This window comes from Nocardia sp. NPDC003963 (genome assembly GCF_053605105.1).
Genome location: NZ_JBSGIP010000006.1, coordinates 175,115 through 187,997 on the forward strand (window position 1 = coordinate 175,115; position 12,883 = coordinate 187,997).

9 protein-coding genes are annotated in these 12,883 nt (G+C 69.2%); 8 read left to right on the forward strand and 1 reads right to left on the reverse strand.

The window, feature by feature from the left end; genetic code table 11:
• Positions 1–341 precede the first annotated feature (341 nt).
• From ACWEWT_RS15630 to ACWEWT_RS15660, 7 genes are all read left to right on the forward strand, one after another.
• The gene (locus ACWEWT_RS15630) at positions 342–968 is read left to right on the forward strand and encodes a hypothetical protein (protein ID WP_452559469.1); all 627 of its coding nucleotides are present in this window, start codon (positions 342–344) and stop codon (positions 966–968) included.
• 116 nt (positions 969–1,084) lie between these two features.
• Complete coding sequence (locus ACWEWT_RS15635) at positions 1,085–1,534, forward strand: hypothetical protein (protein ID WP_452559471.1); 450 nt, start codon at positions 1,085–1,087, stop codon at positions 1,532–1,534.
• A 104-nt stretch (positions 1,535–1,638) separates the two neighbouring features.
• Positions 1,639–2,016 carry a hypothetical protein gene (locus ACWEWT_RS15640; RefSeq protein ID WP_452559473.1) on the forward strand — a complete coding sequence of 126 codons (378 nt, stop codon included), beginning with the start codon at positions 1,639–1,641 and terminating at the stop codon, positions 2,014–2,016.
• Between the two features lie 353 nt (positions 2,017–2,369).
• Entirely contained in the window at positions 2,370–2,870 is a 501-nt protein-coding gene (locus ACWEWT_RS15645) for a hypothetical protein (protein ID WP_452559474.1), read from the forward strand.
• Between the two features lie 231 nt (positions 2,871–3,101).
• Positions 3,102–4,097 (forward strand): hypothetical protein, encoded by a 996-nt coding sequence (locus tag ACWEWT_RS15650; RefSeq protein WP_452559475.1) that lies wholly within the window; start codon positions 3,102–3,104, stop codon positions 4,095–4,097.
• A gap of 22 nt (positions 4,098–4,119) precedes the next feature.
• Positions 4,120–4,500: a hypothetical protein gene (locus ACWEWT_RS15655; protein WP_452559477.1), complete on the forward strand. Its 381-nt coding sequence runs from the start codon at positions 4,120–4,122 to the stop codon at positions 4,498–4,500.
• Positions 4,501–4,538: 38 nt separating this feature from the next.
• On the forward strand, positions 4,539–5,348 hold the full coding sequence (locus ACWEWT_RS15660) for a hypothetical protein (protein WP_452559478.1): 810 nt from the start codon (positions 4,539–4,541) through the stop codon (positions 5,346–5,348).
• Between the two features lie 73 nt (positions 5,349–5,421).
• Here ACWEWT_RS15660 and ACWEWT_RS15665 read toward each other — a convergent pair whose 3' ends face one another.
• Positions 5,422–6,069 (reverse strand): hypothetical protein, encoded by a 648-nt coding sequence (locus ACWEWT_RS15665; protein ID WP_452559480.1) that lies wholly within the window; start codon positions 6,067–6,069, stop codon positions 5,422–5,424.
• 349 nt (positions 6,070–6,418) lie between these two features.
• Between ACWEWT_RS15665 and mobF the strand changes: the two genes are divergently transcribed.
• On the forward strand, positions 6,419–12,550 hold the full coding sequence (mobF, locus tag ACWEWT_RS15670) for a MobF family relaxase (RefSeq protein WP_452559482.1): 6,132 nt from the start codon (positions 6,419–6,421) through the stop codon (positions 12,548–12,550).
• Positions 12,551–12,883: the final 333 nt, after the last annotated feature.

Consider the following 12,883-nt stretch of genomic DNA (forward strand, 5'->3'; position numbering starts at 1 on the left):
AACCGCCAGCGCACTCGCGCTACGGGTCAGCCGGCAGCCGACACCCCGGTTCCAGTTCCGGACGTGTCGGCCGCCCGCCCGCCGCGACTGATGCCGCACGGCGCACGGAACGACTCTCCGTCAGGCCGGAGTCTGCACGAAAAGTGTTGCGGCACAGAACGATACGATTTGCACACAATGCGTACGTTTGGTACATTTTTGGTGTGGGGCCGACTGGCTCCCCGCACCAAATCCTCCCGCTGGCACCCGATAGTGCCCATTCATCGCGCCCACCCATCCCCGCGCCCCCGTGTGGGGCGCCGGGGTGATGCGCACGCAATCCGTGACGAAAGCGAGAAGCCATGGACAGCCACACCAACCACCAGGTCGCCGAAGTACTGCGAGGACACGACACCCTCGACAACGCACTGGTCGCACCCGATCAGCCCTATAACCGTGGCGGCAGCATCCGGACCACCTTCCGGTACTGGCACGAGACCACCGGCCGAGGACAACAGCAGCTGTTCACCCAGGCCCAGGACCCGCAGACCGGGATATGGAACCTGCACCGCTATGGCCCACCCGCCGCCGCCGTGTTCCTCGTCCGCTACCACAACGGGCGATTCGGCGGCATCGAAATCCCGGTGGTGTGGTGGCCCGCTGGCTGGGTTGCGTTCTGGCTCACCGGCATCTGGACGCATCTCACCGCCGATGAACGCAGCCGGATCGCACAGCGGCTGGGCCTCATGAAGGCACGCAACGAAATGCACTGGAGTGCGTGGAGTTCGCTCGTCGATCACATGCGCCAGCATCAGCTGCCCGCCTTCGAGCAGATGCTCGACATCCGAACGCATCTGCGTCCCGACGAATACGCGGCCCTGGCCCGATACATCCGACTCGGTGGCCCGGACCTGCGCGATGAGCACTGGTTCACCATCCCCACCGACTCCGGTCCGGCGGAGATCGAATCCCGCCCCGCCGACCAGTAGGTGCCCCGGGCGCGTGGAGGCCACCCCGCCGCACCGGCTCGCACTGCGGGCGCGCCGGTGCGGCGTACGAGGCAGCTACTCGCCTCACCCCTCTCGACAGAAAGACACCCCCGCTCATGCCCATTCATGAACTCACCCGCACCGAGTACCGGGCCGCCCGCAAACACGACAACGCCGGTCCCGCAACGCACCTGCGCGACAGCACCATCAACGCCTGGAGGCAGAGCTGCCCCGCCTGGAAGGGCAAGCATTGGGCCCTCATAGAAGGCACCGCCCTCGTCCCCGCCAACGTCGTCGCGGACCCGCCGACCGAGTCCCCCGAAACTGCTGCGGAGCGCGGAGACCTACCTCAGGCGCCCGAGCACATCGACCAGAGTGCTGGCACCGACGCGGTGGCCGAGGACAAACCCTTCCGAATCGAGATCCGCACCGACTTCTACGGCACCGAAGCTCAGGCATGGATTCACGCTCAGCAGCTCGCGAACCAGTGCTTCGGCGAGATCACCGCAATGTTCGACGTTGAGAACGACTTCGAGGAACTCCCCTACGACGACGAGCACGTGTGAACCGGGCATCGGCCCGTCGCGGACCTCGCCCCGCCGCCACCCCGGTGCCGGTGCGGCCGTCACCCCGGGCACGCAACCTCCATCCAACGATCCGGAAGGTCACTATGACCACGCTCGATCTCATCGCCCCGACCGGTGCGCTCACCGATCACATCGCACGCCGCCTGTGCACCGAATATCTGACCACCCTGGTCGAACTGGCCACCGAAGTAACCACCTGGTCGACCTCGTGGACCGAACTGCTGTGTTGCGCAGTCGATATCACCAACACCGAGGAACTGATCGTCTGCGGATGCTGCAATCGCCCGGTCGTCCTCACCGTCGCCGACGACGAAGAGCCCGACAGGCCCGGTACCGCCACGGTCGACATCATCCGAGTGCTCAACCACCAGGACCGCATCCTCACCGAGCACCGCTACCACCGGCCGCCCTCCGAGCCCCCGCGCGGGCCCCAACTCGATCTGCCCGCGCAAGCCCTGTAGGCGCTGCGCATCGTGCTCGACGACCTCAGCGCCTCAGGAACCCTGTCCACATGCCGGGCCGCCGCCGAGGCCCACCCCGGCGACGGGGACACATGATGAGCCTCGCCATCGGACACCGCGATCTGCCGCCACGCCACGGTTTCGACCCGGGTGCCGCGACCGCCCCCGCACTGTCCGGACTGCACAGCACGTAACCGACCGGCGGCCGGTCTCGACATGGCCGCGCCGCCCGGCAGGCCGCCGACTTCCGATACCGGTCGCGGCGCATGCCACGCCGAAACCGCACATCCTGCGCCCTCCCGGCTGTGAGCCGGGAGGGCCCCATCAATCGCTTCGCGAGAGGAGCCCCGCCCATGCCCAGCCTCGAACTCGTCATCGACGCTGCCGACCTCACACCACATATCGCCGAATGTCTGCGAACCGACTACCAGCACACCACACGCGATCTGACCGCGGACCCGACCAGATGGCCCGAGCTGTGGACAGAAGCTTTCCGGGCCGCCACCGAAGCCACCAACGATCGCGGCTGGGTCGTCAGCTCGTGCTGCCGCCACCCGATCGCACTCTGGGTCGAGAACGTCAAAGACGTCGACGAGACCGGCGGCCACAACGTCGAACTCGTCGAAGCCTGCACCCCGTCGGGACGCGTCCTGGCGCAGCAGGTCTACCACGACCCGCTGCCCCCGCGTCCCGGCCGCGACCAATGCACCGACATCACCGCTGACGCCCTGCATGCCCTGCACGCCGTAATCGCCGACCTCCGCATTCCCGAGTGCAGTCCGCAGTGCCCATCGGCCCAAGTGCCTCCCTGGGGCGACAAACCGGCTACCTGGATCGACGAACCACCGTTCTGATCGCTGCGGAGCCCTCACGCCGCTGCACCGGCCGAAACAGCCGGTGCAGCGTATGAGGCTTCCGCCTCGCCACGGACAACCCAGCAAGGACCACCGATGCATCACCCCCGACCCCGACCGCGACACCTGCCCGACTTTGCTCACCGCCACGGACAGCCCCGGCCGGCGACGCGGCACCCCGATCCCGGCGCCGGCGCGCGCCCCACAGCGGCCGCGCCGCGCGTCGTCACGGTGCGCGCCGACCCCCGCAGCATCCACCACAGCATCACCGACCTCCTCGCCCGCGACCCCGCACGCTTCGAAGGCGCCTGGACCGACGCCTGGCCGGACCTGCTGGAGGCTGCCTTGCGCGCCACCTGGCGCGACGCGCTCATCGCCTGTGCCTGCTGCCACGTTCCGCTGCTGGTGGCCCTGCAACACCGCAGCGCCGACAACGACCACCACCGATCGGTCTCGGTCGAAGCCCGCAACCTCGCCGGGCACGTGCTGTCACAACGCCCGCTCTCCCCGCCGATCCCACCGCCCGCCGGGACCGCAGACGTATCCGCCGCCATGCACGCACTGGACGCAGCACTGGACGCCCTCAATCAGCGGCCCCAGGCCACCCTGTGCAACGGCCTCGCTCCCACCGCGCCCGACGACCGAGCCAGCAGCGGCCGACCGGCCGCCGAGACGGTCCGGGTAGCGGTCATCACCACCGACGAGGACGACCGCGAATTCTGGAAGATCACCACCTGCCCGGTCGATGTGCTCGGCTACTACGACGGAGAAGCCTACGAGATCCCGTACACGATCAAAGGCGATGTCGTAGTCCTCGACGCCGTACCGGGCTTCCCCGCCGGTTGCGCGACCTGGTCGCAATTCAGCGACAGCGAGCCCGATCACGAACAGCCCCATCTCAGCGAACTCGCCCGCGCCCGCGCCGAGCATTTGAACTGCGAGCACGCCCTGTTCGGTGGCACACCACTCGATGGCTGGGTCCAGGACCCGGCCCCGACCGGCGGGCTGATCGAAGGCTGGACCTTCAACGCACTCACCTGGACAGCGACGATCACCCGAAGTTACGCCGACCCCGACACCGCCCACCTGTCGCTGTCCCCCCGCGACCGCCCGACCGTCACCGACACGATCACCTGCCGTGACACCGACGACGCGAAGCGGACCGCAATCGGCCTCCTGCGCAGCCACATCCTCGCCGAAGCCGACGTAGACCACACCCAGCCATAGAACCCCGAAAGCGAGAGACATCATGAACGCCTCGATGCCGACCATCACTGCCGACCAGATCAGCCGACCCGGCGACGGCACCGCCACCATTGCCATCTTGTCCGAGCTGGATGGTGTGCGCCTGCGCTACCACCTCTACTTCACCGATTCCATCAGCTATTGCGTCTTCACCGTCAAGGCATTCCACGCACCGGAGCTGGAGTGGAAGCTGCTGTGGGCGATCCCTTCCGGGCGGTACCGCTACCCGCAAGGCCCCATAGACAACGCGGCACTCCTCGATCCGGCGTCACCGGTGATCGCCCGACCGCGCGAGCGCGACGCTGCGAGCCTCGCGGCCAGCTGGAACAAAATCGTGCAGGACCTCGCCTCGCACGCCGAACAAATCCTCAGCCCGGGTCAGTGACCCACCGAGCACCCTCTGATACCCCGAAGGACACCTTCATGCCACTGCCACAGCAGGCCATCGCACGCGCCGAATGCGTCGCGGCGGACTTCGCAGCGCTGTACCACGACGGTTCACCCGTCGATGACCGCGACTACCTCGAGCGCGTCGCCGACCAGCTGACCATCGCCTACCTCCGCTCCGAAATCCTTTTCGCGAAGCAGTCGTTCAGGCATATCGCCCGGCACCTCCACGCCAACCCCGACCTGCTCACCTCCGCCCCGTACGAACGTGCCGAGAGGCGCCGACAGCGGATCAAGGAAGCGCAGGAGTTGCGCTCGCGGGCCGCGACCCTCGATGACGCGGCCGAGGCCGGGAGGCTGCGGGCGGCCGCAGCCGCCGCCACCCCATGCTGGAGGCTCATCGTTCGCGCGGACCGACCCGACACCACCGATATCTGGGACGCGCTCATCCTGCTCGATCTGCTCACCGGATTCACCACCGCCGCCGGGCCGATCCTGCGAGACCTCGTTCTGAGTCGCAGTTTCGAACTCACGACCACGATGCGCGATCAGATCCAGCAGATCACCGAAATGTATGTGATGCGAGCGAGCATCAACGCGGGGGAGGTCAGCGCCGACGCCGAGTTCGTGCGGCGCGCCTACCGGGCATGCGGCTACTGGCAGCAGGTGATGCCCCGCCTTACCCCCGCCGACCCGATCCACGACGACCACGCCGCGATCGGCGCGGCCGCAGTCGCGGCCCTGTCCTGGTGCCTCATCCGGCACGGTGTGGCACAAACCGAGCTGCACCTGAGCAACCTCACCCACAACCCGAAGCTGGCACCAGCCGCCGACGCGCCACACTGAATCCGATCCGAACAACCGACAGCCCCGGCCGACCATCGTCGGCCGGGGCTCTCTGCGCTCCGCGACGCGACCTCTACTGAGCCGTCATCGCTTCGGCTTGCCCGTCATCGCGCACGCCGTCCTCAGCCGGCCCCGGCCCGGGCGAGATCCGTTCGCCGCCCGGGAGCAGATCCACGTCGGGCTCGCTCGACTCTGCGCGCGGGGCGCCGGACTGGTCTGCGCTCGCGATCTTGAGCAACACGGCCACCTGCCGTGCGCTCTGACCGGTCGCCTCACCGATGTCTGCGACGCTCATCCCCCGCTCACGGATGCGGGCGAGCGCGCCCGCCTGGCGCCGACGCACACCGTGAACCGTGGTGTGGCACCCTCTGGCAGCGGCCAGCGCGGCGGCGCGGAACTCGGCAGCAGCGGTATCGAGGGCCGCCTCCAGCTCACCGAATCCCTCGACCTGCCCGCCGGGCTCATCGGCCGAGATCCGTTCCACCTGAGTCCGGAACGCGGCCACAGCCCCCGCGATCGACCGATCCCGGACTGTTCCCGCCCGCCGAAGTTCGGCGTCGAGTGTCTCCGCGGCCGCGGCCGCGGTACGGCTGTGTTCCAGGAACTCCGCGAGATCATCGGTGGTGGCTTGCATCGCCGCCTGCATCTGCGCCGCGCGCTGCGCCATAATGCGCTTCGCATCGGCACGGGCACGAACAGCGGATTTCCGACCTGTTGACATGTGCGCTCCTCCGTATCGCACCACCCGGATTCCACCGTACGCGTGGTGATGAGCCCGGCGCGCTCACCCGAGACGGCAGCGTCGGCCCCCCGCGCGGCGCGCGTTCATCAGCCGCCGGTCCCCGGGGCTACGCGACGACCCATCGGTTCGTGTCGCTCGCGACCGATCGCCTCCGTTCCCGTTTCTTCCTCGCTCCCTCAATCTGCCCCTCCGCGTCTCCTTCACGCCGCTCGCCCCTCGATGCCCTTGACCCGTCTTCCCGCATCGCTGCAACAGCCCTCTTCCAAACCCCCTCACTCACATCAAATCTCTTGCATTCTGGCCGTTAACTTCCCGTACCCTCGAAGATATGGGCGCCAACCTGCACAAGCTTTCAGCTGGTGACGGGTACACCTACCTCACAAAACAGGTCGCCGCGATGGACTCCAGCGAGCTCGGCGCGGCCACCCTGGCCGACTACTACTCCATGAAGGGTGAGGCCCCCGGGCGCTGGCTCGGTTCGGGACTGCGGGGCCTGCAGACGGTTACGGTCGGCGATATCGTCACCGAGGCCCAAATGAAGAGCCTGTTCGGTCTCGGACGCCACCCCAACGCCGACGCCATGGAAGCCGAAAAGATCGGTGAGTTGGTCGAGAAGTACTTCACGATCTACCGCCGCCGCGGACTCAGTGTCCGCAGCGCCCAGGCCAAAGCCCGGGACCGGGCGGCAGATGAGGCGTTGAAGGTGAGCCGGCTGGGCACGCCGTTCAAGGTCTTCAGTCAGGCCTCGGAGTTCCGGCAAGCGGTCGGCGCCGCGTTCAGCGAGTACAACACCACCCGCGGCCTGAAATGGAACGAACCCGTTCCAGAATCCGAGCGGTCTCGAATACGCACCGCGATCGGCCACCAGATGTTCGCGGCCGAGTTTGGCCGCGCACCGCTCGACGACCGCGAGCTATCAGGCTTCATCGCGCGCAACTCCCGCCAAACGACCCAGGCCTGTGCAGGCTACGACGTTACGGTGTTCCCGTTCGGCAAGAGCGTGTCCACGATGAAAGCGCTCGCCCCCGAGGAAGTCTCGGACGAGATCCTGTTTTGCCACCTCGCCGCCGCTGCCGATGCTGTCCGCTTCCTCGAACAGCGCGGCGTGTACACGCGCACCGGCGCCAACGGCGTCGCGCAGATCGACACCACCGGCGTGGTCGCGACGCTGTTCACCCACCGCGATTCCCGCGCCGGCGACCCGTACCTGCACTCCCACATCGCGATCTCGAACAAAGTGCAAACCGCCGACGGGCGGTGGCTGGCCCTCGACGGCCGCGCACTGCACAAGTTCGCGGTCTGGGCATCGGAGTACTACAACACACGCCTCGAGGTCTACCTCCGTCAGCGCCTCGGCCTGCGGTTCGAAGACCGCCCGAACAAAGATCCGAACAAGCGAGGGACCCGCGAAATCGTCGGGATCGACCTCGGACTGTGCGACCTGTGGTCCTCCCGCGATGCCGCCATCGAAAAACGTCGTGGCGAACTCGCCCGCCAGTTCCAGGCGAAATACGGGAGGGAGCCTTCACCACGCGAGGCATATGCACTCGCCCAACGCGCATCGGTGGAAACCCGCCAACGCAAACACGAACCCCGCTCCGAAGCCGAGCAGCGTGCGACGTGGTACGCCGAGGCCGTGCAATTCCTCGGCTCCGAGCGTGCGGTGTCGGACATGCTGCACGCCGCAATGAACCCCGCCCCAAGCGACACCGCACCGGTGGCGCCGCATGAACTCGACGCCTGGATCGAAGCAGCCGCTGACACCGTGGTCGAGCGCGTCTCTCGCGATCGTTCCACCTGGCAGGTCAACCACATCGGCGCCGAAGTCGAACGCACCGTACGCGCCGCCGCCCTCGACCCCGCCCTCGTCGCCGATGTCGCCGAACGCGTGCTCGATGCGGCACTGCACTCTTCGCGCAGCGTCGCACTGCCGCTGCCCGATGCCTTCGACGAACCCGCCGCACTGCGCCGCCGCGACGGCAGCAGCGTCTACATCACCGCCGGGACCCAGTCCTACACCAGCGAACCGATCATGGCCGCCGAACAACGCATCCTCGCCGCGGCCGCGCGGCGCGACGGCCGCCGTGTCGGTGAGGTCGGCGTCGGTGTCGCACTGCTCGAGCACGCAGCCAACAACCCCGACACCGTCCTCAACGACGGACAGGTAGCGCTCGTGCGCGGCTTCGCCACCAGCGGCGCCCGGGTGGACCTTGCGCTGTCGCCGGCCGGGACCGGAAAGACCACCGCCATGGCGGTGTTCGCCCGCGCCTGGGAGAACGACGGCGGCACCGTCATCGGGCTCGCCTCCACCGCCAACGCCGCCGCGGTCCTGCGCGATGAAATCGGCGCCACCTGCGACACCATCGACAAACTCCTCAGCAGCCTGCAACTCGCCGAGTTCGGCGCCGCCACCGGGACCGCGGTGCGCATCCCCGACTGGGTCCGCGCCATCGACGCGACCACGGTGGTGATCATCGACGAGGCCGCGCTCGCCTCGACCCACCAACTCGACCAGGTCATCGACTACACGCTCTCGCGTGGTGGCAGCGTGCGGGTGGTCGCCGACGACAAGCAACTCGCCGCGATCTCCGCCGGCGGGATCGTGCGCGCGCTGGCCGACGAATACGGCGCCTACACCCTCGAACACGTCGTCCGATTCCGCGACGCCGACGGCAACCCCCGCCACGACGAAGGCGCGGCCTCGCTGGCCCTGCGCGACGGCGAAACCGCCGCGATCGGCTACTACATCGACAACGGCCGCGTGCACACCGGCGACGAAGCCGGGATCGCCGACGCTGCCTACAGCGCCTGGGCCCAGGACATACGCGCCGGTCTCGACGCGGTGATGATGGCGCCCACCCACGAGATCACCCGCGGCCTCAACGAACGCGCCCGCACCGACCGCCTCGCCACCTGCGGACCCACCGGACCCGAAGCCGTACTGCGGGACGGGACCGCGGTCTCTGCCGGTGATGTCATCCGCACCATGCGCAACAACCGGCGATTGGCGATGTCGGGCACCGACTGGGTCCGCAACGGCTACCGGTGGCGCGTCGAGCACGTCCACCACGACGGCGCGCTGACCGTCCGGCACCTACGCACCGACCTGTCGATCACCCTGCCCACCTGGTACACCAGCGAACACGTGATGCTCGGCTACGCCTCGACGATCATGAGCTCCCAAGGCATCACCAGCGACACCAGCCATACCGTGCTGTCGGGCAACGAAACCCGCAACGACATCTACATGGCGCTCACCCGCGGCGCACGCCGCAACGACGTGTACTTCCCGACCGCCCTGTCCGGCGACGAACACTCGGTCATCAGCGACGACGCCATGAACCCGGTCACCGCAGTCGACCAGTTCACGAGGATGCTCGCCCGCGACGGCTCGCAGAAGGCCGCGACCACGATGATCCGGGAGCTGGCCGAACCCCGCACCCGGCTGGCTCCGGCGGTGGATGCCTACGTCCACGCCGTCGGCGCGGCCGCGGAATCCCTGCTCGCCCCCGAGGTCCTGCAGCGCATCGACGCCGGCGCCGAGCAACTGCATGCCGGGCTCACCGACGAACCCGCGTGGGCGACCCTGCGCGGTCACCTCGCTGTCATCGCCTTGTCCGGCGCCGATGCGATGGAGGTGCTGACCGCCGCCTACACCCGCCGCGAAGTCACCACCGCCGGTGACGTCGCGGCGGTGCTGGACTGGCGCCTCGACGCCTCCGGCAACCACTCCACCGGCCACGGCCCGCTGCCCTGGCTGACTGGCATCCCTCACACGCTGCGCGAACACGCCACCTTCGGCCCCTATCTGAGCGCGCGCGCCGATCTCGTGCGCGATCTCGCCGACCGGATCACCGCGGCGGCCGCCGAATGGGAACCGGGCAGCGCACCAGTGTGGGCGCGGCCGCTGTGCTCTCAGGACTCCCGCGCTCTACTCGGCGAGGTCGCGGTGTGGCGCGCGGCCGCTGCGGTGGCCGAGGAGGACCGGCGCCCCACCGGCGGTCCCCGGTTCTCGATCCGCGAAGGCCGCTATCAACGCAGACTGGACGAGCGTGTGGCCGCGCTACTGGGCAGCCCCCACCGCGCGGCCGCGCGGTGGACGCCGCTGGCCGAACGCATCGAACCCCGGCTACTGACAGACCCGTATTGGCCGGTGCTCGCCGACCAGCTCACCACCGCCGCCCGCGACGGCATCGACATCGCCGAGCTGACCGAAACAGTCGCCGCGCAACGCCCGCTGCCCGATGAACTGCCCGCCGCCGCGCTGTGGTGGCGCCTGACCCGGCACCTGGGCTCCCTCGAACGTGAGCAGACCGGTGAACGGCCACGGCCGGACTGGTTCCCGACCCTGCAACAGATCCTGGGCACGGAACTGGCCGAACAACTACTCGATGATGCCGCGTGGCCCGCGCTGGTCGCCGCGATCGAGGACGCCGAACACCGGTGGCTGGCCTCCGACATCCTGCGGCTGGCCGCCGACACCCTGCACGACCGGACCGACGACGACAGCCTCGATCCCGCGCGCCTGGCCGCCGCGCTGGCCACCCGCATCCACACCCTGCTCGACGCGCCCGCCCCCGACACCAGACCCGAACCGGATCCCCACACCTGGGCCGACGAGGAGCCGGTACCCGCCGACCAGGCTCCACCCGATCCCGCCGACTACCCCGCCGCAGACGCGACCAGCCCGGGCGAAGCCTCCGCCGATGCCGAGCCGGACGCGGACTACCTCGCCGCGGTCATGGCCGAGGAACCACCCGAACCCCGGTTCGCTGTGGCCGACGAACCACCACCGATCACGGTCGCCGCGGGCCCGGCCCGGCCCGGCACCCACATCGACTGGGATCTGCTCGGTGTTGGCGCAGACCCCGATCCACTGCCCTATCCAGACCTGCCGCCCCCGCAGCGTGTGGCACGGCTGCGCACGGATCTGGACGCCGCGCGGCGCACCGCCGCGCGACTGTGGTCGGCGCACCTGGCCGGCCAAGGCGAACGTCAACGCGAGGCCGCACTAATGCTCGCTGCGTTGCGCCGCCGCGCCGACGCCCAAACCCCCTACCGCGTCGCAGCGATGGATGCCCACCACGCGTGGGTGCTCGCCGACCGCGCCGCCACCACCGCCCGCGAAGCACACGCCAACCAGGTCCGGGCGGCGGCCGCCGCCCGGACAGGCGGCGACGAACTCGACGCAATGGGACTCGAGCTGGAGGCCAGCGTCCTGGAAACCGAGGCCCAGCTCACCGCCGCCGACGCCACGGCCGCCAAAGATGCTGCCGACCACGCCCATCAGCAATGGCGGGACGCCGCCGGCGCCGAAGGCACCCTCACCCCCGACTACGTCGACATCGTCGCCGACACCATCGACACCGCCGACCTCGATACCGTCACCGCCGCGCGCACCGAAGTCGAACTACTCGAAGCCCAGCTCCTGCGCGCCGAGAACGCCGCCGCACACGCCGCCGCCGAAGACGACGACCTCGACACCGACCTCACCGACGACCGGCCACTGTCCCCGGCCGGCGGACCGGTCGCGACACTGCCGCGGCCCGACACCGCCGCGCGGCGGCGCAAACTCATCGACCGCGCCAACACTGTCGCCGAACGACTACGCGGCCACCGGCTCACGATGCTCACCGACGCCGCCCTCGCCACCGAAATCGACACGCTGCGTGAACACCTGCGCCGCGCCCGCCGCCAACCCGACACCACCCTGTCGCCGACCGCGGTCGCCGACCAGGTCCGCGACCACCAACAGCGCCTCCACACCCAAGCCGACGCCATCACCACCGCCCGCACCGCCCACACCACCGCCGAGACCCGCGCCGAAGCGTTGACGCGGGCCCGCGAAGAACTCGCCGCACTGATCGATCGCCGCGACACCACCAAGGTCCGCGGCCGCGCCCGCCGAGAACTCGACGCCGCCATCACCGACCTGAACAACACACTCCCGAACCTGCTCGAACAGCACCGCGCCGCACAGGACGAAGCCACACGCGCTCAGACCGCGGCGATGGACCTGGGCACTGTTCCTCAGCAGTGGGACATCATCGTGGCCCGCGCCACCGACCACGACGGCCTGGAAACCGAACTCGGCGCCGCCGTCGAAGAAGACCGGCAACGCAACGAACGCAGCGCACAACGCCGAACCGAGATCGACGACTACACAGGCGCACTCGACGAAGCCCTCGCCGAAGCGCAGCGCCGCGCAGACCTCGACGACACCACACGCGAACTGGAACAACACATTCGCCACGAGCAACACCACAGCCGCCCGGTCAGCGAGGACCCGCACGACATCCACGACCGCACACCGCAGCCCGACACCGAGCCCGGCCTCGCCGATGAACCAGCAACCGAACCCGAGACCGACTTCCTCACCGCCCGGCCCGCACGCCGCCGCGACCGGCGCCCACCTCCGACCGGCCGCGACAGCCGGCATCGCCGCGGCCCCGCCCTATAGCTCATGAACGGAGGCCTCGCGGGCGCCCGCCGCATCGCAGCGCGGCGCGCCCCCGGCCGGGATGCGGCGTCCGACGGCATGGCGCATTCTCTGCTCCCGAATTGAGCGGATCGCGCGGCCAGTGGCTGATATCGTCGCCTCATACCCCGCCGATCGCGGGGGCGGAAAGGCCCTGTCCCCTTCGGGGCCTTCCTTTTTCCTCCGCGCGCCTCCCCTACCAGCATCGATAGGCAGGTTGGCCGCTAGGATTTCTGCGTGAGTGACGACCCTGCCCTATGCCAGATATGTCGCGAAGCCCCGGCCGGCCCCGGCGGCTTCTTGTGCCCGGGCTGC